The organism is Microbacterium sp. RD1, from assembly GCF_052220165.1.
Classification (GTDB): Bacteria; Actinomycetota; Actinomycetes; order Actinomycetales; family Microbacteriaceae; genus Microbacterium.
The window spans coordinates 149,832-174,882 of sequence record NZ_JBQPOL010000003.1; the positions used below are offsets into that span (position 1 = coordinate 149,832).

Here is a 25,051-nt window from a genome sequence, read left to right on the forward strand (position 1 = left end):
GCTCCCTGCGCCGAGAGCGCATCGCCTCGGCGAGGGTGCACCGAATCCCGTGCACTCTCGGCGACACGATGCTCGGTCGCGGATGCTCGGCTCAGGCCGCGAGGCCCATCGCGTCCATCCGACGGGCGTGCGCGCCCATCAGCTCCGTGAAGACCGGCTCCACGCGCGCCTCCTCGGCCGCGTCGAGGGCGCGCGAGCGAAGCGCCGAACGCGCGACGAGAAGCGTGTCCCCCACCAGTCGGCGCCCCCAGAGGGCCAGGAGCGCCGCCCACTCGGGGTCGCTCGCGATCGTCTGCTGCGTGATCTCGACGATGGCCGATCGGTCATCGTCCGCCTGCAGGATGCGAGCGACACGGCGTCCGGTGTCGCCGTAGCTCGACGACAGCGCGAGGTAGAAGTCGTCGAGCATGCCGGCCGTGATGTGCACCGAGAGCATCGTCTCCTGCGGGCGGGAGCCGTGCGTGGCGCGGCGGAAGCCATCGAGCTCCTCCCGGAAGGGCAGCATGACCGCCGTCGGGTCGCCGCCGCGCTCGCGGATCAGCGCGACGAGCTCCTCGTGCTTGCGCAGGGCGGCGCCGGCGGCTCGTGAGAGCGCCTCCTTCTGGGCCAGCTCGGGCGTCGAAGCGATCAGTTCGCTCAGCGTCTCGAAGAAGCCCAGCTGCAGGTAGGCGGCCTGTCCGAGGTAGGTGTCGGCATCCGGGGCCAGCTCCTCGAAATCGACGCGGGTCGCCTCTCCGAAGTCGCCGCGCGAACGCAGCGTGATCGTGCGCCCCTCGGGGCGGCGACGCCGACGCAACCACTCGAACACGGGGTACAGCCTAGGCGCACGGGTCGCGCGCGTCGTGCCGGTATCCTGGAAGCACCCCGGCATCGGATCGGGGACCCGCGCCTGTGGCTGAGTGGAAGGGCGTGGACCCTCTACCAAGGCGGCTTCGCACCGCCGGACAGGCATTATCGTGACGACCTTCGCCGAACTCGGCGTGGACCAGGACATCGTCGACGCGCTCGCGTCGAAGGGCATCGTGGACGCCTTTCCCATCCAGGAGCAGACGATCCCGCTGGGGCTCCCCGGCCAGGACATCATCGGCCAGGCGAAAACGGGAACGGGCAAGACCTTCGGGTTCGGCATCCCCGTTGTCCAGCGCCTCGGCCTCGACCCCGCCCCCGGAGTGAAGGCGCTCATCGTCGTGCCGACACGTGAGCTCGCGGTACAGGTGTACGAGGACATGGACATGCTGACCTCGAACCGCGCGACGAGCGTCGTGGCGATCTACGGCGGAAAGGCCTACGAGGGCCAGATCGACCAGCTCAAGGCGGGCGCGCAGATCGTCGTGGGCACCCCGGGGCGCCTCATCGACCTGAACAACCAGCGGCTCCTCGACCTCTCGCACGCGACCGAGGTCGTCCTCGACGAGGCCGACAAGATGCTCGATCTCGGCTTCCTCCCCGACATCGAGAAGATCTTCACCAAGCTGCCGGCGGTGCGTCACACGCAGCTCTTCTCGGCCACGATGCCGGGCCTGATCGTGACGCTCGCGCGCCGGTTCATGTCGAACCCGATCCACATCCGCGCCACCGACCCCGACGAGGGCCTCACGCAGGCCAACATCCGTCACCTCGTCTATCGCGCGCACTCGCTGGACAAGGACGAGGTCATCGCCCGTATCCTGCAGGCCGACGGCCGCGGCAAGACTGTCATCTTCACGCGCACCAAGCGCGCAGCGCAGAAACTGATGGACGAGCTCGGCGACCGCGGCTTCAACGTCGCGGCGGTGCACGGCGACATGAGCCAGGAGGCCCGCGAACGGTCGATGGCGGCGTTCAAGGCCGGCAAGAAGGACGTGCTCATCGCCACCGACGTCGCCGCCCGCGGCATCGACGTCGACGACGTCACCCACGTCATCAACCACACCATCCCCGACGACGAGAAGGCCTACCTCCACCGCGCCGGCCGCACCGGCCGCGCGGGCAAGACCGGTATCGCCGTGACGTTCGTCGACTGGGACGACCTGCACAAGTGGGCGCTCATCAACCGGGCGCTCGAGTTCGGCCAGCCCGAGCCGGTCGAGACGTACTCGTCCAGCCCGCACCTGTACACCGACCTCGACATCCCCGAGGGCACCAAGGGCCGCCTGGTGACGGCGCCGAAGGCGTCGTCAGAGCGACCCGCCGCGAAGAAGCCCGCCGAGGCGTCCGCGGATGCCCCGCGCCAGCGTCGTCGCCGGCGCTCGGGCGGCGAGTCCGGCGAGTCGGCACCGACGGCCGGTCCTGCGGGTGCCGGCACGCACGACGGCGGCGGCAAGGAGCATCACGACGGCAACTCCGCGCCGCGCCGGCGCCGTCGTCGCCGCGGCGGATCGCGCGCCGACGGCGCTCCCGCCGCCTGACCGGTATCAGGAGAACCGCCCAGAACAGGAATGTTCAGGGCGGTTTCGTCCTGTTTCGGGCGTTTCGCCTGTTCCCGACGCCCGCCCGCACGCTAGGGGTAGACCGGAGCGCTCCCCGTGCCCGCGGCGAGGATGCGGGCGACCATCGCGTCACTCGTCGTGTTCTCCCCCGGCTGATTGGGCTTGCCCAGCCCGTGGTAGTCGCTGGACCCGGTGACGATGAGATCCCGCTCATCGGCGACGCGCCGCAGCGACCGCGTCGCCCCGGCGCGGTTCTCCCGATGGCCGAGCTCGAATCCCGCCAGCCCTGCGGCGAGCATGTCCGACAGCAGCGGGTCGGGGAGAAGCCCGGCGCGTCCGGCTGGATGGGCGATGATCGGCACGCCCCCGGCGCGAGAGAGCAGCGTCACGGCGGTGACCGGATCGGGGGCGTACAGCGCGACGTAGTAATCGCCCTGCGGGCTGAGGATGCCGGCGAAGGCTTCCGTCCGATCGCGGACGACGCCGCGCGCCACGAGCGCATCCGCGATGTGGGGGCGCCCGACGGTGGCACCGTCGGAGGTCTGCTCGAGGATGTCGTCCCAGCCGAGGTCGTAGTCCTCGCCGATGCGGTCGGCCATCAATCGCGCGCGGTCCAGGCGCGAGGCGCGGATGCGATCGGTGAGCGCACGCAGCTCGACGTCGTCGGGGTCGATGAGGTAGGCGAGCAGATGGATGCTTCGCCACTGGTGCCGCGCCGACAGCTCCATGCCGGGAATGAACGTCATCCCCAGCGACGTCGCGGCGTCGGCGGCCTCGGCCCATCCCTGCGTCGTGTCGTGGTCCGTGAGGGCGACGGTGCGAAGGCCGGCGCGGTGCGCCGCCGCCATCACCTCCGCCGGCGGTTCGGTGCCGTCGGATGCGGACGAATGCAGGTGCAGGTCGCTGGGACCTTCGAAACGGGGACGCGACTGCACCCCCCGAGCGTAGCGCGGCGGATCGGGCCTCCTCGGCGTCGCGCCCGCCGATCTCCCAGGGTGCTGTTCTAGAGTCGGCGGCGTGCGTCGCGTGCTGGCCGTTCTCGTAGCCGGTGCCTGCGCCGTCGCCGCGATGGTGCTGACGTGGCCGCAGCTGCTCCACCTCGAACGCACCTTCCCCGTGGCCCAGGTGATCGCCTTCCGCGGGCCGCTGGCACTGGCCTTCGGCGCGGCGTTCCTCCTCGCGCTCCTCCTTGCGCTGGCGCGGCCGCTGCGCGCCTTCGCGCTGACGCTGGCCGTCATCGCCCTCCTCGCCGGCGTCGCCAACGCCGGCATCCTCGTCGCCCGCGGCTCAGGCAGCGACACTCTTCCCGAGAAGACCCCCGGCGCCATCCGAGTCCTCACGTGGAACACGGCCGGGTCGGCCACGACGGCCGACACGATCGCGCAGATCGCGATAGCGATGGCTGCCGACATCGTGACGCTGCCCGAGACGACGATCGAGACCGGCGAGCAGGTGGCGATCGCGATGCGCGACCGCGGCAGCCCGATGTGGGCGCATCATGCCGCCTACGGCGAGTACGGCGTCGACGGGTGGGATGCGACGTCGACGACCCTCCTCATCTCCCCCGAGCTCGGCGACTACGCCGTCATCGAATCGTCGCAGGACGGCTCCAGCAACACCTCCACCGTCCCGAGTGCCGTTGCGATGCCCGTCGACGGCGAGGGGCCCATCGTTGTCGCGGCGCACGCGGTCGCTCCGCGCCAGGACTACATGGACAGCTGGGCGAACGATCTCCGGTGGCTGGCCGACCAGTGCGCCAGCGCGAACGTCATCCTCGCGGGCGATTTCAACGCCACTATCGATCACATGGACGGCCTCGGCGTCGACGGAGGTGTGCTCGGCCGGTGCCACGACGCCGCATCTGAGACCGGCAACGGTGGCGTGGGGACCTGGTCGACCCGGGTTCCGACGCTCCTCGGCGCACCGATCGACCACATCCTCGTCTCGCCCGAGTGGCGTCCGACCGGTTCGGCGGTTCTCAAGTCGCTCGACGGCTCCGGAAGCGATCACCGTCCCCTGGTGGTGCAGTTGGAGCCGGCCGGCGGGTGATCGTCGCGCCGCCCGGTGACAGACTGGAGGGCATGGACATTCCAGCCGACAGCGGTACCGCCACGAGCGACACGACCACCGAGACCACGGCCGCGGCGACGACCGTCACGAACCGCCGTCAGCCGTTTCCGCAGGGCTTCCTCGAGTCGATCTCCGAGGGCTGGGCCGACCGTCCCGAATCGACCCCGCCGTGCCGCGCGGGGGCCGTCGAGGCCTCCCGGCGCCGAGACGCGGTGTCCCGAGCCTTCCCCGGCGCGCGGCTCGTGCTCCCCGCGGGCGACGCCAAGCAGCGCAGCAACGACACCGACTACCCTTTCCGCGCGCATTCCGCCTTCGCCCACCTCACCGCGTGGGGGGCGGATGCCGAGCCGGGCGCCGTGCTCGTCTTCGACCCGCGCGAAGGCGGCCACGATGTGACGCTCTACTTCCGCGAGCGCGCCGACCGCACGACTGCGGAGTTCTACGCCGACGCGTCCATCGGCGAGTTCTGGATCGGTCCGCGCCCGGCGCTGTCGGCGGTGTCGGCCGATCTCGACCTCCCGACCGCGCACATCGACACGTTCGAGCCGCGCGAGGACGACCTCGTGCTCGACGAGGATCCCGACCTCACACGCTTCGTCTCCGAGCTGCGCCTGGTGAAGGACGACTTCGAGATCGCGCAGCTGCAGTCGGCCGTCGACGTCACCGCGCGGGGGTTCGACGACATCATCGCCGACCTCCCTCGCATCATCGCCTCCCCGCGCGGCGAACGGGTCGTCGAGGGCGTCTTCCACACCCGGGCGCGCACCGACGGCAACACCGAGGGCTACGACACGATCGCCGCCTCGGGGCCGCACGCGTGCTACCTGCACTGGACCCGCAACGACGGCGCCGTGCTCCCCGGCGACCTCATCCTCATCGACGCCGGGGTGGAGGTCGAGAGCCTCTACACGGCCGACATCACCCGCACCATCCCCGTCGACGGCCGGTTCACGGACGTGCAGCGGAAGGTCTACGAGACCGTGCGTGAGGCAGCCGACGCCGCCTTCCGCACGGCCAGGCCGGGGGTGAAGTTCCGGCGCGTCCACGAAGCGGCCATGGAGGTCATCGCGCGCCGCGTCGCAGAATGGGGTCTCCTCCCGGTGACGGCGGAGGAGGCGCTGGATGCCGACACCGGCGGACAGCACCGGCGGTACATGGTGCACGGCACGAGCCATCACCTGGGCCTGGACGTGCACGACTGCGCACAGGCGCGACGCGACATGTACTACGACGGGGAGCTCGAACCCGGCATGGTGTTCACGATCGAGCCCGGGCTGTACTTCCAGACCGACGACCTCACGGTCCCGGCCGAGTACCGCGGGATCGGCGTGCGCATCGAGGACGACATCCTCATGACCGTCGACGGCCCCGTCAACCTCTCCGCGGCGCTTCCGCGCACGGCCGACGAGGTCGAAGCCTGGATCGCCCGAGGCGGACGCTCCGGCTGACGCCGTCAGGACAGTTCGCCGACGAACGCCGCGACGTGTTCGGCGAGCGCGGCGCCGATCTCCGCGGCGGGACGCCGGCGACCCTTCACCTCGAAGGAGTGGTTGCCGCCCTCGATCCACACGAGGCGGGCCTGACGACACGCCGCGACCGCCTCCTCGAGTTGGGAATGCGGGTCCACGAAAGGGTCGCCCGTCCCCGACAGAAACAGCTGCGGAGGGAGGACGTCGGGAAGGTGGGCGGTGCGGGCCTTGTCCGGCTGCCCCGGCGGATGCAGCGGATAGCCGAGGTACACCAGGCCTGCCGGGGCGATCGCCCGCTCCGCGGCGGCCACGGACGCCATGCGCCCGCCGTAGGACTTTCCGGATGCCCAGAGAGGTCCCGGCGCCGCGGCGGCCTCGAGCCAGGCCATCGCGTCGCGCCATGCCGCGACGGCGTGCGCCGGCGGCCCCGGCATCCGGCGTCCGGCAGCCCGATAGGGCAGATCGAAGCGCAGCGTCGCGAGGCCGGCATCGTTCAGCGCGGAGGCGAGGCCGACGAGGAACGGATGCTCGCGCCCTGAACCCGCGCCGTGGGTGAGCGCGATCGTTGCCCTCGCACCGGGCGGACGGGCGTAGTCCGCGGGCACGGTCACCGGTCCCGCCGGCAGCTCGACGGCGATGCCGACGGACTCCGCCGTCATCCGCTGCGACGCTCTCCGTACCGCGGGGGCTGCTCGGGGTCTGCGGCCGTCGGTCCCGGAGCCGGCGGCTCATCGGTTGACGGCGCCGGCGTCGCCGGCTCGGGCGCACCGCCCGGCGACGACGGAGCATCCGGGCCGGGGGCGGGGAGACGCTCGCCGTACCGCGGCGGCTCGGCGTCTTCCGGCTCCGGGCGAGGCGGGGCGGCGACCTGCGTCACCGGCCCCAGCGTGGAGCGTGCGCGGGCCAGGCTCGTCGGCAGGACGCACACCTCGTACCGCTCGGCGGTCACCTGCATGACCGACGCGAAATCGCGGCGACGACGGACGATGGAGTACATCACGAGGCTGAAGATCATGCCGATCGCGATGCCGACCAGCAGAACGCCCAGGAAGACGGCGATCTGCACCGTGGGCGTGCCCAGGACGAAGATGAAGGCGAAGAGCAGGCCGAGGAAGAGTCCGTTGACGGCACCCGACCGGGCCGCAGTGGCGTAGCCGAGCCGCCCCGTGACCCGCTCGACGGAGCGCAGATCCTGCCCGACGATCGCGATGTCGCGCGCGGGGATCTCGGCCGCGATCAGGGCGGAGACCGCCTTCTGCGCAGCCTCATACGTCGGGTAGGCGGCGACGGTCTCCCCCACCGACTCGCGGCCAGGAGGGACGCGACCACCGAGCATGCTCATCTGTCCATCTTGGCACGCGGCCTCGCGCGCACCGGTCTCGGGGGTGCCCGGGACTACGCTGGGAGCGTGAGCACGCAGAGGGTCTTCGTCGCGCGCCTGGCCGGGTGCGCGGTGTTCGACCCTGCCGGCGATCGGCTGGGCAGAGTGCGCGACGTGGTCGTCATCTACCGCGCCGCCGACCCGCCTCGCGTGGTCGGCCTCGTCGTGGAGATCCCCGGCCGCCGGCACGTCTTCCTATCCATCGGACGCGTCACCTCGATCGCGAGCGGACAGGTGATCACGACCGGCCTCATCAATGTGCGCCGCTTCCAACAGCGCGGCGGCGAGGTGCGCGTGCTGTCCGAGCTCGTCGGGCGCCGTGTGTTCCTCAACGACGGCTCCGGCGACGCCGTCATCGAAGACGTCGCGATCGAGCGCAGCCGCCTCGGCGAGTGGGACGTGGGGCAGCTGTTCCTGCGGCGTCCGAAGACCAGCGCATCCCCCTTCGCGAAGGGCCCCACCACGTTCGCGTCGTGGGCCGACGTGCGCGAGCAGCAGACGCCGGGTGAGGCGCAGTCCGCCGAGCAGCTGGTCGCGACCTACGCCGACCTGAAGCCCGCCGATCTCGCCAACACGCTGCTCGACCTCCCGGAGGAACGCCTGCTCGAGGTGGCCGAGGAGCTTTCCGACGACCGGCTCGCCGACGCCCTCGAGGAGATGCCCGAGGACGAGCAGGTGCACATCCTCGAGCGCCTCGGCGATGAGCGCGCCGCCGACATCCTCGATGCGATGGAGCCCGACGACGCCGCCGACCTCCTCGGCCAGCTGCCGGAGAAGCGCCTCGAGCAGCTCCTCGACCTGATGGAGCCCGAAGAGGCCGACGACGTCCGTGCGCTGCTGAAGTACAGCCCCGACACCGCCGGCGGTCTCATGACGCCCGAGCCCATCGTGCTCTCCGCCGACGCGACGGTCGCCGAAGCGCTCGCTCTCATCCGCCGGCACGAGCTGCACCCGGCGCTGGCCGCATCCGTCTTCGTCACCCTCCCGCCGTATGAGACGCCGACCGGGCGCCTCCTCGGCACCGTGCACTTCCAGCGGATGCTGCGCTACCCGCCGCACGAGCGTCTGGGCGCGATCATCGACGACACCCTCGAACCGGTGCCGGCCACGGCCTCGGCGGCGGAGGTCGCGCGCCTCCTCGCCAGCTACGACCTCGTCTCGCTCCCCGTCGTGGACGCCGCACATCGCCTCGTCGGCGCGGTCAGCGTGGACGACATGCTCGACTACCTGCTCCCCGAGGACTGGCGTTCGCACGACGGGGATGATCCGAGACCCCGTCGTACCGTGCGACCGACCGCCACCCAGACCATACCCACGACGATCCTCCGGAGGCGATGATGGCCCGACAGCCACGCAACAGCGCCTCCCTCGACGCACCCCGCGGGCGCGGCGGCATGCTCGCACCGCGCACCCCGCAGCCCTCGCGGGACCGGTTCGGCCGCTTCACCGAGTGGATCGCCCGGAACATGGGGACGCCGGCGTTCCTTCTGGGTCTGTCGGTGTTCTGCGTGAGCTGGATCCTGTGGAACACGTTCGGGCCGGTCTTCCTCCGGTTCGACTCGCAGGAGTTCGGCTTCACCGTCCTCACCCTCGTGCTCTCGCTGCAGGCGTCGTACGCGGCGCCGCTCATCCTGCTGGCCCAGAACCGTCAGGACGACCGCGACCGCGTGCAGATCGAGCAGGACCGTCAGCGGGCAGAGCGCAACCTCGCCGACACCGAGTACCTCGCGCGGGAGATCGTGGCCCTGCGGATGGCGGTGCGTGACATGAGCGACGGCGTGCTGACGAAGGACACGCTGCGCTCCGAGCTGAAGGCGCTCCTCAAGGAGCTGGACCAGCCGGAGCGCGAAGCATCCGCCCCGTGACGGATGCGGCCCTGGCCGAAGCCGTCCGGGCGGCCGTGGGGGCCGTGTCCGATCCCGAGCTGCGGCGACCGCTGGCCGAGCTCGACATGCTGCGCGAGATCGACGTGTCCGGCGCCATCGCCTCCGTCGGCATCGCGTTGACGATCGTCGGGTGCCCCGCTGCCGACCGCATCGAACGCGACGTGCGCGAGGCGGCCGCCGCCGTCCCCGGGATCGCCGGGGTCGAGCTGCGCGTCGGCGTCATGACGCCTGACGAGCGCGCTGCGCTCACGACTCGACTCCGGGGCGGTCGCGCCGCGCGGACGATGCCGTTCGGTCCCGACTCCCTGACCCGGGTGATCGCGGTGACCAGCGGCAAGGGCGGCGTGGGGAAGTCCACCGTCACCGCCAACCTCGCCGTCGCGCTCGCAGCCCGCGGGTTGCGGGTCGGTCTCGTTGACGCCGACGTGCACGGGTTCTCGATTCCGGGGCTTCTCGGCCTGGTCGACGACGACGGCCTGCCGCCGTCGCCCACGCGCATCGACGACCTCATGCTGCCGCCGGTCGCCTACGGAGTGAAGGTCATCTCCATCGGCATGTTCCTCCGTCGCCCCGGTGCGGATGCGACGGGGGCCGTGGCGTGGCGGGGGCCCATGCTCCACCGCACGGTGCAGCAATTCCTCACCGACGTCTTCTTCGGCGATCTCGACGTGCTGCTGCTCGACATGCCGCCCGGCACCGGCGACGTCGCGATCTCCGTCGGTCAGCTCCTCCCCTCTGCCGAGGTGCTCGTCGTCACGACACCGCAACCGGCGGCCGCCGACGTCGCCGTGCGCAGCGGCCTCGTGGCGCGCCAGAGCGGGCAGCGTGTGGTCGGCGTCGTGGAGAACATGTCGCCGATGACGCTCCCCGACGGCACGGTGCTGGACCTGTTCGGCGCCGGCGGCGGTGCCGAAGTCGCGGCGCGGCTGACCAGCGCGGACGAGGCGGTGCCGCTCCTCGTGGCGATCCCGCTCAGCCCGGCGCTGCGCACGGGTGGTGACATCGGCGCGCCCGTCGTCGTGTCGGATCCGACCGATCCCGCCGCCCGCGCGATCGAGGATCTCGCCGCCGCGCTCGCGACGCGTCCGCGCTCGCTCGCCGGCCGCCCGCTGCCCTTCTCCCCCCGGTGATCCCCGCGGTGGTGGCGCGGCTCACCCGCCGACACAACTCCTCAAACCCCGCTCCTCAGCCGGCCGAACCGGGCCCAGCCGGCCGATTCTTGAGGAGTTGTGCACGCCGCCTCGTCCCCGTCACGGACCCACGCTCGCCAGCTGCGCGCGACACAAGTCTGCACAACTCCTCAAACCCCGCCCGAATCCGCCCGAAATCGGGCCGAATCGGCCCCGGCCGCCCCGTTCTTGAGGAGTTGCGCACCCCGGCCCTCGTGCGCGTCCGCGACCGCAGGCCCGGTCGGTGCCCGGGAGTTGCGCACCCCGCCCTCGCGCGCCCCGGCCGCAGGCCCGGCGGCTCAGCCCGCTGCACAACTCCTCAAACCAGCGCCGAACCCGCCCAAACCGGGCGGAATCGGCCCCCGCCGCCCCATTCTTGAGGAGTTGCGCACCCCGGCCCCGCGGCGATGTGCCCATAGGGTGACCAGTGTGACGGATGAGGTCGTCGAGACGACGTACGGGCCGGTTCGCGGAGCCATCGAGGACGGGGTCAGGGTGTTCCGCGGCATCCGCTACGCGGCACCGCCCGTCGGCGAACGACGGTGGCGGGCGCCGCAGCCGCCCGAGCCCTGGACGGAACCGGCGGATGCCACGCGCTTCGCGCCCGCGTCGGTGCAGCCACGCAACGCAGTCATCCTGATGCCCCCCGACGTCCGCCAGGACGAGGACTGCCTCTTTCTGAACGTGTGGGCATCGGCCGCCGTGGGGGCGGACGAGCGTCGCCCGGTGATGGTCTGGATCCACGGCGGGGCCTACATGTTCGGCTGCTCCGCCCAGCACATGTACGACGGGCGCGCGCTCGTGAACACCGGCGAGGTCGTGCTCGTCACGATCGACTACCGCGTCGGCGCGCTCGGTTTCGCCGACCTCTCCCGCCTGGGCGAGCCCGGCCGGTTCGATGCGAACCCCGCGCTCCACGACGTCGTGGCGGCGCTGCGCTGGGTCCAGGACAACATCGCACGGTTCGGCGGTGATCCCGGAGCCGTCACGATCTTCGGCGAGTCCGCCGGCGGCGGCATCGTCACGACGCTCCTGACCGTCCCGGCGGCGCGAGGACTGTTCGTCCGCGCGATCGCGGAGTCGTCGCCGGCCACGTCGGTGTACGACCAGGACCGCTCCGAACGCATCGCCCGGCAGCTGCTCGAGAAACTGGGAGCCGATGACGCCGAGGCGCTGCGGGGCCTCCCCGCAGCACAGGTGACCGCCGCGGGCATGGAGCTGTTCTCCGAGATCCCGGTCAGCGAGCCGGGAACCCTCGCGTTCGCCCCGGTGGTCGACGGCGTCCTCGTGCCGGAGCATCCCGTGACGGTCTACTCCCGCGGCGACGCCCACCCCGTCCCGCTCCTTCTCGGCACCAATGCCGACGAGACGTCGCTGTTCACCCGGGTCAAGTCCCCGCTGCTGCCGGTCAGTGCCACGGCGCTGGCCGAGATGACCGCCGACCTCCGCGCGGAGCGGCCCGAGCTCGAGGTGCCCGACGACGCCGAGATCGCTGCCGCCTACGCCGGGCTCCGCTCGTCAGCGCGGGGCCCGGCGATCTCCCGCGACCTGGCGTTCCGGATGCCCGCGGTGTGGATCGCCGAGGGCCACAGCGCCGTCGCCCCGACCTACCTCTACCGCTTCGACTGGGCCACCCCGATGCTCCGCCTCCTCGGGATCGGCGCGAGCCATGGCACCGAGCTGCCCTACGTGTGGGGGAACCTCGTCGGCGGCCCGAAGGACATCACCTTCCGCCTGGGCGGATTGCGTACCGGCCGCGCGCTGTCCGCACGGATGCAGCAGCGGTGGCGGCGATTCGCGACGACCGGCACGCCCGACGCCGACACCGGCCCGGCATGGCCTGCGTACACCGCCCCCGATCGGCGGTCGCTGCGCATCGACCGCGTCGACTCGGTCGTCAGCGACCTCGATGCCGCCGACCGGGCGACGTGGGGGGCGGCACCGCTCGCATTCCCGTAACGTCGCCGAGCAGAGAGGCTGCGACGACATGGTGGTCAGGCCGGCCTGCGACCGCCTCTCACCCCGCAGAGGCACAGCGAGGCAGCGCCGGCCGCGGACGTCAGGTGGCTTCGGAGTCGAACGGCGGCGGGTCGCCGGCACGGAACGGCGTCGGCGCCGTGGGCGGCGCACCTGCCGCTGCCGCAGCGCCGGCGGCACCGGCGGCACGGACGGTCGCGACGGGCGCGTCATCCAGCAGAGCCTCGCGGATGATGCGGCGAGGGTCGTACTGGCGGGGGTCGAGCTTGCGCCAGTCGACGTCGTCGAAGTCGGGCCCCATCTCCTCGCGCATGCGCGAACGGGCGCCCTGAAGCATCTCCCGCGCGCGACGGGCGAAACGTGCGAGGCCTTCCGCATATCGCGGCAGACGCTCGGGCCCGATCAGGAGCGCTGCGATCACACCGATCACCAGCAGCTTCTCGATCGTGAGCCCGAAGAACATGACTTCAGGTTACCCGTCGCGCCTCAGTCGCCGGGTGGAGAACGCCGCGTACGCTGGCGGCGGAGGTCGGGATGAGCGGTTCTGATGCGAATCAACGATTCGTGCTCGAGGCGACGGTGGAACCGGAGCACATCGCGCGAGCTCGTGCCCACGCGCTCGAGCTCGGCGCCGATCCGATCAGCCCGCCGGTCGGTGCGCAGACGGCCCTGCTGGCGGCGGCATCCCGCGCTCTCAACATCGTCGAGATCGGCACGGGCGGTGGCGTCTCCGGACTGTGGCTGCTGCACGGCTCGCCCCGCGCGACGCTGACGACGATCGACAGCGAGCCCGAGCACCTCGGCGCTGCGCGGGCGGCGTTCGCGGAGGCGCGGATACCCGCCGCGCGCGCCCGCTTCATCACCGGTCGAGCCGCCGACGTCCTCCCCCGCATGAACGAGGCGTCGTACGACATCGTGTTCGTCGACGCCGAGCCGGAGGGCGTCATCGAGTACGTCGAGCACGGCCTCCGCCTGGTGCGCGCCGGCGGAACGGTGCTCGTGCCCCGCGTCCTCGCCGGCGGCGCCGTGGCAGACCCGGTTCGCCGTGATTCGCTGACGACCGCGTACCGCTCGCTCATCCAGGAGACGCAGTCCTCCCCCGCCGTCATCGGCGCACTGTCGACCTCGGGCGAGGGCCTCCTGCAGCTGACGACGCTGGCCGACCCGCGCTGACGCCGGACACGGCGACGGCCGGCCCTCTCGGACCGGCCGTCATCGTTCGAAGCGGGGCGTCAGGCGCCGACCACCTCGCCGAGCACATCGTAGAGTTCCTTCGCCTCGGCATCGTTCACCGAGACGACCAGGCGGCCTCCACCTTCCAGGGGTACACGGACGATGATGAGACGCCCCTCCTTCACGGCCTCCATCGGTCCGTCACCGGTTCGCGGCTTCATGGCTGCCATCGCGGGCTCCCTTTCGTCATAGGTCTCTCCCAGTTTATCGTGCGCATCGGTCGGAAGCCGCCCAGCCCACAGGTCAGGGGATGAGCCAGAACGTGTTCCCCCGCGCATACATCCCGTAGATCCACCCCCATTGGGCGATCAGACCCGCCCCGAGGACCGAAACGCGCCACATCGTCGACCGCGGTGCGGCCAGCGCACCCGTCAACGGGGCGAGTGGGAGCAGCAACCGGAAGATGCTCGACTGCGGGAAGAACACCGCCAGAAGGTACAGCAGGTAGCTCGCCGACCAGAGGCGGATCTCCACCCCGAGCAGGCGCACGTGCCGCTCGAACAGCAGGGCGGCCGCTGATCCCGTGACGAGCAGTGCGAGTGCGACGTACCCGAGCGCGTCGGGAAGTCCCCATATGCGGAACCAGAAACCCGACGCGGCGATCACGCCCTCGAACGGCACGAATCCACCGGCGGCATCCGGGATCCAGTTGCGCCGCCAGGCCAGCTCCGTCGCGAGGTAGGAACCGATGTCCCCGGTGACCAGGCCGGCGATCAGTTGCCACGCGAATCCGGTGGCCGTCGCGAGAGCCGCCAGGGCGACCAGATGCACGACCTCCGCGCGTGGGAGAGGCTCGCGGCGACGACGCGCGATCCGCCACAGCCCGACGAGCCCCAACAGCAGCGCGAACGCGAGCACACCCGGTCGCGTGAAGCCCATGACCGGGATCAGGATGTACATCCAGCCGTACTGGCGCCGAACGAGGCACCACAGAGCCAGCAGCAGGAAGAAGACGAAAAGCGCCTCCGCGTAGCCCACCTGGAAGAGGGCGCCGAGCGGTCCGGCCGCGAAGAACGCGACAGCCCACAATGCCGCCGCCGCGTCCAAGCGCGTCCGCAGCAGTGCGTGAAGGGCCACGCACGCGCCGTATCCCGCCGCCAGAGACACCACGACCGCGCCGGCGCCCCATGACCCCAGCACCGCCCCGACCGCAGCCGCCAGATACGCGTACACCGGCATGAACGCCCACTGGTTCTCTGCGACCTGCCCGGATGCGGTGAGCGGCAGCTCGGCCGGATACCCGTTCACCGCGACGAACCAGTACCACTGCGCGTCCCACCCGAGCGCGAGATCGCCGATCGTCGCGTCGGCGCCGAAGCGTGATCCCGCCTCGGAGAGGTCGGCCGCGACGAGCAGGAACACCGTCGTGACGAGACGGGCGGCGACGTAGACCAGACCGATCGCGACCGGCGCGGGCAGCCGCCGCACGCCGCTCAGGACGCCGTCAGCCACGCTCGCAGGCCACGCTCGACGTCGTCGATCTGGGCGAGGGGAACCCGCTCCTCGTCGTGGTGGGCGAGGTGCGGGTCGCCAGGGCCGTAGTTCACGGCCGGCACCCCCATCGCGGAGAATCGTGCGACGTCGGTCCAGCCGTATTTCGGTCGGGGTTCGGCGCCGACGGCGGCGACGAACTCCCGAGCCAGCGGCGCGTCGAGGCCGGGGCGCGCGCCGATGGCGAGGTCGACCACCTCCACCTCGAACCCGGCGAAGACGTCGTGCACGATACGGATGGCCTCCTCCGCGCTGCGGCTGGGGGCGAAGCGGTAGTTGACCTCGACCTCACAGGCGTCGGGGATGACGTTGCCGGCGACCCCGCCCGAGATCCGGACGGCGTTGAGGCCCTCGCGGTAGACCAGACCCTCCACCTCGACCTCCCGCGCGCGGTACTCCGCCAGCCGGGAGAGCACCGGCGCGGCCTTGTGGATGGCGTTCTCGCCGACCCAGGACCTTGCGCTGTGGGCGCGCACGCCCGTCGTTCTCACCACCGCGCGGAGGTTGCCGTTGCATCCGCCCTCGACCTGACCGTTCGAGGGCTCGCCCAGGATGGCGAAGTCGCCGGCGAACAGGTCGGGGCGGACGCCGGCCAGGCGCGTGAGGCCGTTGAGTTCGGCCGCCACCTCTTCGTGGTCGTACCACATCCAGGTGATGTCGACCCGCGGGTCGGTCAGCTCGGCGGCGAGCTTCAGCTGCACCGCGACGCCGGCCTTCATGTCGACGGTTCCCCGACCCCAGAGGTACGGCGCGCCGTCGACCTCGATGTTCCGCGTCGGCACGTTGTGGTGGATCGGCACGGTGTCGATGTGACCGGCGATGACGACGCGCTGCGAGCGCCCCAGGTTCGTGCGCGCGACGATCGTGTCGCCGTCTCGGAAGACCTCGAGGTGCGTCAGGCCGCCGATCGCCGCCGCGATGGCGTCGGCCAGCTCGCGCTCCTCGCCCGACACGCTCGGCAGGTCGCACAGCGCGCGCGTGAGCTCGACGGCGGAGGCGCGCAGATCCAGGACAGGCATCGTCCGATCCTACCGAGCGGGCGCAGGGGCGCACGCGGGATGCCGGTACCGTGGAAGGCATGAGTGAGAACCGCTGGGTGTGGGGATGGGGACTGGCCACGACGGCCGAGAACGGCACCATCCTGGACACGTGGTACCCCGAGCCCACCGCCGGTCGCCTGCCCTCGGGTCTCGACCCGGCGATCCCGCCGGCCTGGCTCGACCAGCTGGCCGTCCCCGACCCGCGTCGTGCCGTCACCGTCGACGCCGTGGTCGTCGAGATCGACCTGGACGCGACGCCGGCGAGCACGCCCGACGCGTACCTGCGGCTTCACGCGCTCTCTCACCGGCTCGTCCGTCCCAATGACGTCAACCTCGACGGCATCTTCGCGCAGCTGCCCAATGTCGCGTGGACGACGGCGGGTCCGATGCACCCGGATGACCTCACTCGACTGCGCCCCACGCTCCTGCGCGAGGGCGTGCAAGTGCAGGGGCTGGACAAGTTCCCGCGGCTGCTGGACTACCTCACCCCGCCCGGCGTGCGCATCGCCGACGCCTCGCGCGTACGCCTCGGTGCGTACCTCTCCCCCGGCACGACGGTCATGCACGAGGGTTTCGTCAACTACAACGCCGGGACGCTCGGCGCATCCATGGTCGAGGGGCGCATCTCCCAGGGCGTGGTCGTCGGCGACGGCAGCGACATCGGCGGCGGCGCCTCGGTCATGGGCACCCTTTCCGGCGGCGGCACGCACCGCGTCACGATCGGCGCGCGCACCCTCCTCGGCGCGAACGCCGGCATCGGCATCTCACTGGGCGACGACTGCGTCGTGGAGGCGGGCCTGTACGTCACTGCCGGTACGAAGATCGTGCTGCGCGGCGAGGAATCGGAGCATCCGTGGGTCAAGGGCGAGGCGCTCTCCGGACGCCCCGGCCTGCTCTTCCGCCGCAACTCGCTGACGGGTGCGGTCGAGGCGACGCCTCGCGCGGGCGTGGGTGTCACACTGAACGACGCGCTGCACGCCTGACCCGCCGCCCGGAACAGGAGATCCGCCGACGCCAGGATCGCTACGGCCGATCGAATCCTGTCGCCGGCGATTCTCCTGTTCTCAGGAACGATCGCGGATGCGCACCGACAGGCAGGTCACGCAACCCTCGAGCTTCTCGAACTCGCTCACCGGCGTCGTCACGACGTCGAGCCCCCGTGCGCGAAGGAGCTCGGCGGTGCGGGGCGCACCGGCCGACAGCAGGACTGACGTGTCATCCAGAACCACGACGGCGTTGCCGTGCGCCTCGGGAACCGGGAGGAAGGCGTCGAAGAGGGTCGGATCGTCCACGAGCGGCGGGAAGCCGATAACGGTGCCGTCCGCAAGCGCCGTGACCGCCGACTTCAGATGAAGAACCCGGGTGACGGGCACCTCGAGGACGCGCCATCCCCGCGGCTCCAGAACGCTCCGCAGCTGTGCGACGGCGTGCGAGTTGGTCCGCGCGGAGCGACCGACGTACGCGGTGCGCCCGATCTTCAGAACGTCGCCGCCGTCGAGGGTCGCCGGCGTGGTGATCTCCACGACCTCCAGTGCCTGCAGCGACAGCACCGGATGCACCGACGCGGCCTCGCCGCGGCGCGACGGAGCACCGGCGCGACACAGCACGGCGACCTCGCCGAAGACGACGACGACATCCTCCACGAAGACGCCGTCGGGGTGCTCGTCGCTGGCGGGGACCTCGGTCACGCGCCATCCGCGATCGCGGAACACCTCGACGTACGCGGTCCACTGCGCCCGCGCGAGCTCCGCGTCCACGGGCACCCGCTCGAGGTGCGTCACCTCGCCGCCGGCGAGTGCCGGCGAGGGCGGACGCACCAGCAGGCGCGGCATGATGTCAGGCGACCCCGGGGTAGTCGCGCTGGGGTGCACCGACGTACAACTGCTGCGGGCGGCCGATCTTCGTCTGCGGGTCGTACTGCATCTCGCGCCAGTGCGCGAGCCATCCGGGCAGGCGTCCGATCGCGAAGAGCACCGTGAACATGCGCGTCGGGAAGCCCATCGCCTTGTAGATCACGCCGGTGTAGAAGTCGACGTTCGGGTAGAGCCGGCGCTCCTTGAAGTAGTCGTCGTTGAGCGCGATCTCCTCGAGCTGCTTGGCGAGGTCGAGGAGAGGGTCGCTCACGCCGAGAGCCTCGAGCACCTCGTCGGCCGACTCCTTCACGAGCTTGGCGCGGGGGTCGTAGTTCTTGTAGACGCGGTGGCCGAAGCCCATGAGCTTGACTCCCTCCTCCTTGTTCTTCACCCGCTCCACGAACCGCTCGACGCTCTCGCCCGACTCCTGGATGCGGCCGAGCATGTCGAGGACGGCCTCGTTCGCGCCGCCGTGCAGCGGTCCGTAGAGGGCGTTGATGCCCGCGGAGATGGAGGAGAACTGGTTGGCCCCGGTCGAACCGACCAGGCGCACGGTGGACGTGGAGGCGTTCTGCTCGTGGTCCTCGTGGAGGATCAGGAGGCGCTCGAGGGCCTTCGCCATCACGGGGTTGACCTCGTAGTCCTCGCTGAGGACCCCGAAGTTGAGCTTCAGGAAGTTCTCGACGAACCCGAGGGAGTTGTCGGGGTAGAGGAAGGCCTGCCCGACGCTCTTCTTGTGGGCGTAGGCGGCGATCACGGGGAGCTTCGCGAGCATCCGCACCGTGTTCAGCTCGACGAACTCCGGGTTGTGCGGGTCGGACTCGCGCTCGTAGTAGGTCGACAGCGCCGCGGTCGCCGCCGACAGCACCGACATCGGGTGGGCGGTGTGCGGGAGGGCGGAGAAGAAGCGCTTGAGGTCTTCGTGCAGCAGGGTGTGGCGACGGATGCGGTCGTCGAAGCTGGCCAGCTCGTCGGCGGTAGGGAGCTCGCCGTAGATGAGGAGCCACGCCACCTCGAGGTAGGTGCTGTTCTTCGCGAGCTGTTCGATCGGGTATCCGCGATAGCGGAGAATGCCCTGGTCGCCGTCGATGAACGTGATCGCGGACTTCGTCGACGCGGTGTTCACGAATCCGTAGTCGAGCGTCGTGTGGCCGGTCTGACGGGTGAAGCTGGCGATGTCGACGCTCGGGACCCCATCGGTGCCGGCGAGCACGGGGAACTCGGCCGTGCGGCCTCCGACGGTGAGGGTGGCCTTCTCCTGCTCGATTCCCGATTCGCTCACTGCGCCTCCTTGCGATTTCTGATCGCGGTCCGATCCTCGACCCGGAAGCACGTTTCCCGCGCCGGGAAGACACGGAAAAGACGCGGCTTGGTGACCACATCCCCGTGCTCCTACAGCCTAGTAGGCGCCAGAAGGTATCTCGGACACCGACAAAGGATCACCGCATCCGATGGAGATTCTCGCTAAGGTGCCCCGGCCGCGCGCAAGCGATCGCTCGCCGATCGCACGCGCTCGTCCGACGCGGTCAGCGAGACGCGGATGTGCTGCGGATAGTGCGTTCCATAGAAGGAGCCCGGCCCGGCGAGGATGCCGAGCTCCGCCAGGCGGTCGAGGCTGTCCCACGCGTCGCGACCCTCGGTCGCCCAGAGGTACAGCCCTGCCTCGCTCGCGTCGATCCGGAAGCCTGCCGCTTCCAGCGCGGGCTTGAGCAGATCGCGCCGGCGCCGGTACCTCTCCCGCTGGACGTCGACGTGCTCGTCGTCGCCGAGGGCGACCACCATCGCTGCCTGCACAGGCGCCGGCGGCATCAGCCCGAGGTGCCGGCGCGCGGTGAGCACGCGGGTCACGATGGCCGGATCCCCCGCGAGGAAGGCCGCGCGGTAGCCGGCGAGGTTGGACTGCTTGCTGAGCGAGTACGCCGAGAGGACCCCCGTCAGGTCGCCGGCGGTGACGGCGGGATCGAGCACGCTGGGGATGCGCTCGGTGCGCCAGGGCTCCTCCCACCCCAGCTCCGCGTAGCACTCGTCGGCTGCGAGGACTGCGCCCAGCTCCCGCGCGCGCTGCACGGCCGCGCGCAGCGCCGCCACATCCCGCACCCGGCCGTCGGGGTTGCCGGGCGAGTTCAGCCACACCAGGCGGGTGCCGTCCGGCCAGGACGCCGGGTCGTCCGCGGCCAGCGGTGTCGCATCCACCAGCCGCGCGCCGACCTCGTAGGTCGGGTACGCCGCCCTGGGGTGAACGACCACATCCCCCGGTCCGAGACCGAGGAGAAGCGGCAGCAGCGCCACGAGCTCCTTCGACCCGACGGTGGGGATCACCGCGTCTACCGGGAGGTCGGGCACGCCCCGCCGCCGGGCGTACCACTCCACGATCGCTTCGCGCAGCCCCGGTGATCCGGCGGTCAGCGGGTAGGCGTGGGCGTCGGTCGCCGACGAGAGCGCGGCCGCGATGACGCCGGGCGTGGGGTCCACGGGCGACCCGATGGACAGATCGACGATGCCATCCGGATGCCGTCGCGCCTTCTCCGCGTAAGGGGCGACGGCGTCCCAGGGGTAATCGTCGAGATCGGCGACGCCCATCAGGCGGCGCTCACTCGCCCTGGGGAGGCAGGACGGCGATGACCGGGTGATCCTTGTGGATCACTCCGACCTTCGCGGCTCCGCCGGGCGAGCCCACGTCGTCGAAGAACTCGACGTTCGCCTTGTAGTAGTCGGACCATTCCTCGGGAAGGTCGTCCTCGTAGTAGATCGCCTCGACCGGGCAGACCGGCTCGCACGCGCCGCAGTCGACGCACTCGTCGGGGTGGATGTAGAGCGAGCGTTCGCCTTCGTAGATGCAGTCGACCGGGCACTCGTCGATGCAGGCGCGGTCTTTCACATCCACGCACGGGAGGGCGATCACATACGTCACACGTTCAGTCTACGTGCGCGTGCGGGTGCGCTCGGCCCGCACCGACGAGAGGTCGGGCCACGCGACGACGAGAGCCACCAGGAGAGGCACCGCGATCGTCCAGGTGACCGGGATCCACTCCGTCGCCGCCGTCGCCGGAGCGACGATGGCCGATCCGCCCGGACCCACCATGCTGAAGACCCACGTCGCGAGAATGACGCCGAGCCCTGCCGCCAGGGCCGTCCACCGATCGGCGGTGAGAGCGCGGAAGGAGATCAGGAGCGCGCCGGTCCCGAGGATGGCGAGCAGGAGGCCGATCGGCACCACGCCCCACCGGAACGCGTGGGCGACCGTCGCCGCGGTGCCGTACACGGCCCCGATCGCGAGCGAGAACACCCACGTCAGGGCGCGGGCGAGGAGGGTCGAGACCGGGGATGCCACCGCGACAGTCTAGGCGGGCGTCCTCGCGCCGCGAGGGGTCGCGACACGCGGCAGCCGTCGCGGGACTTCCCGCATGTCGCGACCCCTCGCGAACGAGCGGCTCTTCACGCCGCCCAGCCCCACAGGCGCAGCAGGGCGGCGACGGCGGCGGCCGCGAGCACGACCACGAGGAACGGCGCCCGCAGCGCGAGGAGGCCCGCCGCGACCAGCACGGCCGGGATGCGCGCGTCCAGCGCGATGGACTGTCCCGATGCGAGGCTCTGCACCGCGACGAGCGCCGCCAGGAGGGCGACGGTGAGGAGGTCGGCGATCCGGGCGGGCCGAGGGGCTTCCAGCCAGCGGGCGGGAACGGCATACCCCACCGCTTTCACGGCCACGCAGATCACGGCGGCGAGCAGGATCGCGTTCCACAGCGTCACGGCAGCCCTCCTCGTTCGGGGACGTCGTCGGGTTCGGCCTGCGGGGCCCCACCGAGCCAGTTGAACCAGCCGACGACGACAGCGACGGCCGCCGCGATGATCACCGGCAGCCCGGGCATGAGCGCGGGCGTCAGCACCGTGGCGACGACGGCGGCCGCTGCGCCGACCGCGAGCGCCTGCCGTCCCCGCAGCCGCGGCCACAGGAGCGCGAGGAAAGCGGCCGCCGCCGCCGCATCCAGGCCGTATTGCCGGGGGTCGCCCAGTACGTCGCCGAGGAGCGCACCGGCCAGGGTGGAGAGGTTCCAGCCGACATAGATCCCGATGCCGGTGACCCAGAAGCCCACGCGCCGCGCGCGTGGCTCGCTCTGGGCGAGCGCGACGGCGGTGGACTCGTCGATGGTGAACTGCGCCGCCGCGACGCGCTGCCAGACGCGGGGTCCGATGATCGGTCCCATCCGGATGGCGTAGGCGGCGTTTCGTACGCCCAGGAGAGCGGACGACGCGATCGCAGCCGGCGCCGCGGCGACGCCGCCCGCGGCGATGACGCCGACGAACGCGTACTGCGATCCTCCCGTGAACATGAGAAGACTCAGCACGCACGTCTGCCAGACGTCCAGGCCCGCCGCGACCGACAGCGCGCCGAACGAGATGCCGTACGCCGACGTCGCCAGCGAGACCGCCAGACCCTGTCGGGCGGCGCGGCGATGCTCGTCGGATGCGTCGGAGTCGGGGGCCACGAAGCTAGCGTGAGCGCGCCACAGTCGGTTGTCAAGTCGAACGATCGTTCACCATAATGAACACATGACGACGCTCAGTCTGCGGATCGGCGCTGCCCTGCGGCGCGAGCGGGAGGCGCATGCGCTCTCGGTGTCGGAGCTGGCTCGCCAGGCGGGCGTTTCCAAGGCGACGGTGTCACAGCTGGAGTCGGGAGGCGGCAACCCCAGCGTCGAAACGCTGTGGGCGCTGGCGACGGCCATGGACATCCCGTTCTCCACGTTCGTCGATGACGGTGCGCATGCGCCGACCCTCGTCCGTGCGGCCGACGGCGGCGGCATCCGCTCCGCGTCCGCGCCGTATCTCGCCACCCTGCTGTCGGCGAGTCCGCATCGCGCGCGACGGGACATCTACCTGATCACCGCCGAGCCGGGCGAGCCGCGGCGCTCGGCCCCCCACTCCCCCGGCACGATCGAACACGTGATCCTCGCCTCGGGCGCGGCGCGCGTCGGCCCCGCCGGCGAGCCGTTCACGCTCTCCCCCGGCGATTACCTCTCGTACCCCGGCGACGCGCCGCACGTCTTCGAGGCGTTGGTCCCGGGCACTCGCGCGGTCCTGATCTCCGAGTCGCGGTAGCGTCCGCGCACGCGATCAGACGTTGGCGTCCTGACGCTTCAGGCGTGCCGTCGCGCGGCCGCGCTCGGTCGCATCCAGGACCACCTTGCGGATGCGGACCTTCTCCGGCGTCACCTCGACGCACTCGTCCTCGCGGGCGAACTCCAGGCTCTCTTCGAGCGAGAGCTGCCGCGGCGGCGTCATCGACTCGAACGTGTCGGAGGTGGACTGACGCATGTTGGTCAGCTTCTTCTCCTTGGTGATGTTCACGTCCATGTCGTCGTTGCGGGAGTTCTCGCCGATGACCATGCCCTCGTAGACCTCTTCGGTCGGCTGCACGAAGAACGACATGCGCTCCTGCAGCGCGATGATGGCGAACGGCGTCACGACGCCCGAGCGGTCGGCGACGATGGAGCCGTTCTGACGCGTCACGATCTGCCCGGCCCACGGCTCGTAGCCGTGGGAGATGGCGTTGGCGATGCCGGTGCCGCGGGTGGTGGTGAGGAACTCGGTGCGGAATCCGATGAGCCCGCGCGAGGGGACGATGAACTCCATCCGCACCCACCCGGTGCCATGGTTGGTCATCGACTCCATGCGGCCCTTGCGAGTCGCCAGCAGCTGCGTGATGGCGCCGAGGTACTCTTCGGGGGCGTCGATCGTGAGGTGCTCGAACGGCTCGTGCGTCTTCCCGTCCACCTTCTTCGTGACGACCTGAGGCTTCCCCACGGTCAACTCGAAGCCTTCGCGGCGCATGTTCTCGACGAGGATCGCGAGAGCCAGCTCACCGCGGCCCTGCACCTCCCACGCATCCGGTCGCCCGATGTCGACGACCTTGAGCGAGACGTTGCCGATCAGTTCGCGATCGAGGCGGTCCTTCACCATGCGCGCGGTGAGCTTGTGGCCCTTCACCTTGCCGGCCAGCGGCGACGTGTTGGTGCCGATCGTCATCGAGATCGCCGGCTCGTCGACGTGGATCTGCGGCAGCGGACGCACATCATCCGGATCGGCGATCGTCTCGCCGATGGTGATGTCGGGGAAACCCGCGATGGCGACGATGTCGCCGGGTCCCGCGGAATCGGCCGGATAGCGCTCGAGGGCGCGTGTCTTCATCAGCTCGGTGATGCGGGCGTTGGCCGTCGTGCCGTCGTGGCGGACCCACGCGACAGTCTGGCCCTTGCGGAGCGTCCCGTTGAAGACGCGCAGCAGCGCGAGGCGGCCCAGGAAGGGGCTCGAGTCGAGGTTCGTCACCCACGCCTGCAGCGGCGCCTCATCGTCGTACGACGGCGCAGGCACGTGCTCGAGGATCGCGCCGAACAGGGGCTCGAGATCGTCGTTGTCGGGGAGCTCGCCGTTCGCGGGGCGGTTGCGCGACGCCGCACCGGCGCGCCCGGAGGCATAGACGACCGGGACGTCCAGCAGCGCGTCGACATCGAGGTCGGGAACGTCGTCCGAGAGATCCGAGGCGAGGCCGAGGAGCAGATCGTGGCTCTCCTCCTCCACCTCGGCGATGCGGGCGTCGGGGCGGTCGGTCTTGTTCACCAGCAGGATCACCGGGAGCTTGGCCTCGAGGGCCTTGCGCAGCACGAAGCGCGTCTGCGGCAGCGGGCCCTCCGAGGCATCCACGAGCAGCACCACGCCGTCGACCATCGACAGACCGCGCTCGACCTCGCCGCCGAAGTCGGCGTGGCCCGGGGTGTCGATGACGTTGATCGTCACGGGGACGTCGGTGTGAACGCCGTTGTACGTGATCGCGGTGTTCTTCGCGAGGATCGTGATCCCCTTCTCGCGCTCCAGGTCGTTGGAGTCCATCGCGCGCTCCTCGACGTGGGCATGCTCGCCGAACGAGCCCGTCTGCCGGAGCATCGCGTCGACCAGGGTCGTCTTGCCGTGGTCGACGTGCGCGACGATGGCCACGTTCCGAAGGTCGGGGCGGAGGGCGTGCGCCATGACGGTGTCCTTGAGGGTTTTGGGAGAGCGCCCGGAATCGAGCGTCTA

The 25,051-nt window shown here is 71.0% G+C and carries 26 protein-coding genes; 10 read left to right on the forward strand and 16 right to left on the reverse strand.

Annotated features, from left to right (window positions below; all coding sequences use genetic code 11):
- Positions 1 to 91: 91 nt before the first annotated feature.
- Positions 92 to 808, reverse strand: a complete 717-nt coding sequence (locus ACTU3I_RS15205; protein WP_442926556.1) for a ferritin-like fold-containing protein — start codon at positions 806 to 808, stop codon at positions 92 to 94.
- A 148-nt stretch (positions 809 to 956) separates the two neighbouring features.
- Here ACTU3I_RS15205 and ACTU3I_RS15210 point away from each other — a divergent pair, with 148 nt between their 5' ends.
- Entirely contained in the window at positions 957 to 2,387 is a 1,431-nt protein-coding gene (locus ACTU3I_RS15210) for a DEAD/DEAH box helicase (protein ID WP_442926557.1), read from the forward strand.
- A gap of 92 nt (positions 2,388 to 2,479) precedes the next feature.
- On the opposite strand, the gene ACTU3I_RS15215 is transcribed toward ACTU3I_RS15210, so the two are convergent.
- The gene (locus ACTU3I_RS15215) at positions 2,480 to 3,343 is read right to left on the reverse strand and encodes a PHP domain-containing protein (RefSeq protein ID WP_442926558.1); all 864 of its coding nucleotides are present in this window, start codon (positions 3,341 to 3,343) and stop codon (positions 2,480 to 2,482) included.
- 82 nt (positions 3,344 to 3,425) lie between these two features.
- Between ACTU3I_RS15215 and ACTU3I_RS15220 the strand changes: the two genes are divergently transcribed.
- Both ACTU3I_RS15220 and ACTU3I_RS15225 read left to right on the forward strand, forming a co-directional pair.
- The gene (locus ACTU3I_RS15220; protein ID WP_442926559.1) at positions 3,426 to 4,457 is read left to right on the forward strand and encodes an endonuclease/exonuclease/phosphatase family protein; all 1,032 of its coding nucleotides are present in this window, start codon (positions 3,426 to 3,428) and stop codon (positions 4,455 to 4,457) included.
- A gap of 32 nt (positions 4,458 to 4,489) precedes the next feature.
- Positions 4,490 to 5,926: an aminopeptidase P family protein gene (locus ACTU3I_RS15225; protein WP_442926560.1), complete on the forward strand. Its 1,437-nt coding sequence runs from the start codon at positions 4,490 to 4,492 to the stop codon at positions 5,924 to 5,926.
- A 5-nt stretch (positions 5,927 to 5,931) separates the two neighbouring features.
- Here ACTU3I_RS15225 and ACTU3I_RS15230 read toward each other — a convergent pair whose 3' ends face one another.
- Positions 5,932 to 6,606, reverse strand: coding sequence for an alpha/beta hydrolase family protein (locus tag ACTU3I_RS15230; RefSeq protein ID WP_442926561.1), 675 nt, complete (start codon positions 6,604 to 6,606; stop codon positions 5,932 to 5,934).
- On the reverse strand, positions 6,603 to 7,289 hold the full coding sequence (locus ACTU3I_RS15235; RefSeq protein WP_442926562.1) for a general stress protein: 687 nt from the start codon (positions 7,287 to 7,289) through the stop codon (positions 6,603 to 6,605). Before ACTU3I_RS15235 ends, ACTU3I_RS15230 begins: the two co-directional genes overlap by 4 nt.
- A gap of 66 nt (positions 7,290 to 7,355) precedes the next feature.
- Here ACTU3I_RS15235 and ACTU3I_RS15240 point away from each other — a divergent pair, with 66 nt between their 5' ends.
- The 4 genes from ACTU3I_RS15240 (at position 7,356) to ACTU3I_RS15255 (ending at position 12,342) form a co-directional block, all read left to right on the forward strand.
- On the forward strand, positions 7,356 to 8,666 hold the full coding sequence (locus tag ACTU3I_RS15240; RefSeq protein ID WP_442926563.1) for a magnesium transporter MgtE N-terminal domain-containing protein: 1,311 nt from the start codon (positions 7,356 to 7,358) through the stop codon (positions 8,664 to 8,666).
- Positions 8,666 to 9,193, forward strand: a complete 528-nt coding sequence (locus tag ACTU3I_RS15245; RefSeq protein WP_442926564.1) for a DUF1003 domain-containing protein — start codon at positions 8,666 to 8,668, stop codon at positions 9,191 to 9,193. Before ACTU3I_RS15240 ends, ACTU3I_RS15245 begins: the two co-directional genes overlap by 1 nt.
- Positions 9,190 to 10,344 (forward strand): Mrp/NBP35 family ATP-binding protein, encoded by a 1,155-nt coding sequence (locus ACTU3I_RS15250; RefSeq protein WP_442926565.1) that lies wholly within the window; start codon positions 9,190 to 9,192, stop codon positions 10,342 to 10,344. The genes ACTU3I_RS15245 and ACTU3I_RS15250 overlap by 4 nt, the downstream gene beginning before the upstream one ends.
- Positions 10,345 to 10,812: 468 nt before the next feature.
- The gene (locus ACTU3I_RS15255; RefSeq protein WP_442926566.1) at positions 10,813 to 12,342 is read left to right on the forward strand and encodes a carboxylesterase/lipase family protein; all 1,530 of its coding nucleotides are present in this window, start codon (positions 10,813 to 10,815) and stop codon (positions 12,340 to 12,342) included.
- A 100-nt stretch (positions 12,343 to 12,442) separates the two neighbouring features.
- On the opposite strand, the gene ACTU3I_RS15260 is transcribed toward ACTU3I_RS15255, so the two are convergent.
- Positions 12,443 to 12,823: a Sec-independent protein translocase TatB gene (locus ACTU3I_RS15260; RefSeq protein WP_442926567.1), complete on the reverse strand. Its 381-nt coding sequence runs from the start codon at positions 12,821 to 12,823 to the stop codon at positions 12,443 to 12,445.
- 71 nt (positions 12,824 to 12,894) lie between these two features.
- On the opposite strand from ACTU3I_RS15260, the gene ACTU3I_RS15265 reads away from it, so the two are divergent.
- Complete coding sequence (locus ACTU3I_RS15265; RefSeq protein ID WP_442926568.1) at positions 12,895 to 13,533, forward strand: O-methyltransferase; 639 nt, start codon at positions 12,895 to 12,897, stop codon at positions 13,531 to 13,533.
- Positions 13,534 to 13,592: 59 nt separating this feature from the next.
- On the opposite strand, the gene ACTU3I_RS15270 is transcribed toward ACTU3I_RS15265, so the two are convergent.
- The 3 genes from ACTU3I_RS15270 to dapE all read right to left on the reverse strand — a co-directional run bounded on the left by ACTU3I_RS15270 (position 13,593) and on the right by dapE (position 16,103).
- The gene (locus tag ACTU3I_RS15270; protein ID WP_124293549.1) at positions 13,593 to 13,763 is read right to left on the reverse strand and encodes a DUF3117 domain-containing protein; all 171 of its coding nucleotides are present in this window, start codon (positions 13,761 to 13,763) and stop codon (positions 13,593 to 13,595) included.
- A gap of 73 nt (positions 13,764 to 13,836) precedes the next feature.
- Positions 13,837 to 15,045, reverse strand: coding sequence for a hypothetical protein (locus tag ACTU3I_RS15275; RefSeq protein ID WP_442926569.1), 1,209 nt, complete (start codon positions 15,043 to 15,045; stop codon positions 13,837 to 13,839).
- Complete coding sequence (gene dapE / locus ACTU3I_RS15280) at positions 15,027 to 16,103, reverse strand: succinyl-diaminopimelate desuccinylase (protein ID WP_442926570.1); 1,077 nt, start codon at positions 16,101 to 16,103, stop codon at positions 15,027 to 15,029. Before dapE ends, ACTU3I_RS15275 begins: the two co-directional genes overlap by 19 nt.
- 59 nt (positions 16,104 to 16,162) lie before the next feature.
- Here dapE and dapD point away from each other — a divergent pair, with 59 nt between their 5' ends.
- The gene (dapD, locus tag ACTU3I_RS15285) at positions 16,163 to 17,107 is read left to right on the forward strand and encodes a 2,3,4,5-tetrahydropyridine-2,6-dicarboxylate N-succinyltransferase (protein ID WP_442926571.1); all 945 of its coding nucleotides are present in this window, start codon (positions 16,163 to 16,165) and stop codon (positions 17,105 to 17,107) included.
- Positions 17,108 to 17,188: 81 nt separating this feature from the next.
- On the opposite strand, the gene ddaH is transcribed toward dapD, so the two are convergent.
- From ddaH to ACTU3I_RS15320, 7 genes are all read right to left on the reverse strand, one after another.
- Positions 17,189 to 17,956, reverse strand: a complete 768-nt coding sequence (gene ddaH / locus ACTU3I_RS15290) for a dimethylargininase (RefSeq protein WP_442926572.1) — start codon at positions 17,954 to 17,956, stop codon at positions 17,189 to 17,191.
- A gap of 4 nt (positions 17,957 to 17,960) precedes the next feature.
- On the reverse strand, positions 17,961 to 19,259 hold the full coding sequence (locus ACTU3I_RS15295; RefSeq protein ID WP_442926573.1) for a citrate synthase: 1,299 nt from the start codon (positions 19,257 to 19,259) through the stop codon (positions 17,961 to 17,963).
- A 182-nt stretch (positions 19,260 to 19,441) separates the two neighbouring features.
- Positions 19,442 to 20,557 (reverse strand): succinyldiaminopimelate transaminase, encoded by a 1,116-nt coding sequence (gene dapC / locus ACTU3I_RS15300; protein ID WP_442926574.1) that lies wholly within the window; start codon positions 20,555 to 20,557, stop codon positions 19,442 to 19,444.
- Positions 20,558 to 20,567: 10 nt separating this feature from the next.
- Positions 20,568 to 20,888 carry a ferredoxin gene (gene fdxA / locus ACTU3I_RS15305; protein ID WP_442926575.1) on the reverse strand — a complete coding sequence of 107 codons (321 nt, stop codon included), beginning with the start codon at positions 20,886 to 20,888 and terminating at the stop codon, positions 20,568 to 20,570.
- Positions 20,889 to 20,897: 9 nt separating this feature from the next.
- A complete protein-coding gene (locus ACTU3I_RS15310) occupies positions 20,898 to 21,308 on the reverse strand; it encodes a histidinol dehydrogenase (protein ID WP_442926576.1) in 411 nt (136 codons plus the stop codon).
- A 104-nt stretch (positions 21,309 to 21,412) separates the two neighbouring features.
- Complete coding sequence (locus ACTU3I_RS15315) at positions 21,413 to 21,727, reverse strand: AzlD domain-containing protein (protein WP_442926577.1); 315 nt, start codon at positions 21,725 to 21,727, stop codon at positions 21,413 to 21,415.
- The gene (locus ACTU3I_RS15320; protein ID WP_442926578.1) at positions 21,724 to 22,464 is read right to left on the reverse strand and encodes an AzlC family ABC transporter permease; all 741 of its coding nucleotides are present in this window, start codon (positions 22,462 to 22,464) and stop codon (positions 21,724 to 21,726) included. The genes ACTU3I_RS15315 and ACTU3I_RS15320 overlap by 4 nt, the downstream gene beginning before the upstream one ends.
- Before the next feature lie 64 nt (positions 22,465 to 22,528).
- On the opposite strand from ACTU3I_RS15320, the gene ACTU3I_RS15325 reads away from it, so the two are divergent.
- Positions 22,529 to 23,077, forward strand: a complete 549-nt coding sequence (locus ACTU3I_RS15325) for a helix-turn-helix domain-containing protein (protein WP_442926579.1) — start codon at positions 22,529 to 22,531, stop codon at positions 23,075 to 23,077.
- 15 nt (positions 23,078 to 23,092) lie between these two features.
- Here the strand turns inward: ACTU3I_RS15325 and typA are convergent, their stop codons facing one another.
- On the reverse strand, positions 23,093 to 25,003 hold the full coding sequence (gene typA, locus ACTU3I_RS15330) for a translational GTPase TypA (protein WP_442926580.1): 1,911 nt from the start codon (positions 25,001 to 25,003) through the stop codon (positions 23,093 to 23,095).
- Positions 25,004 to 25,051 lie beyond the last annotated feature (48 nt).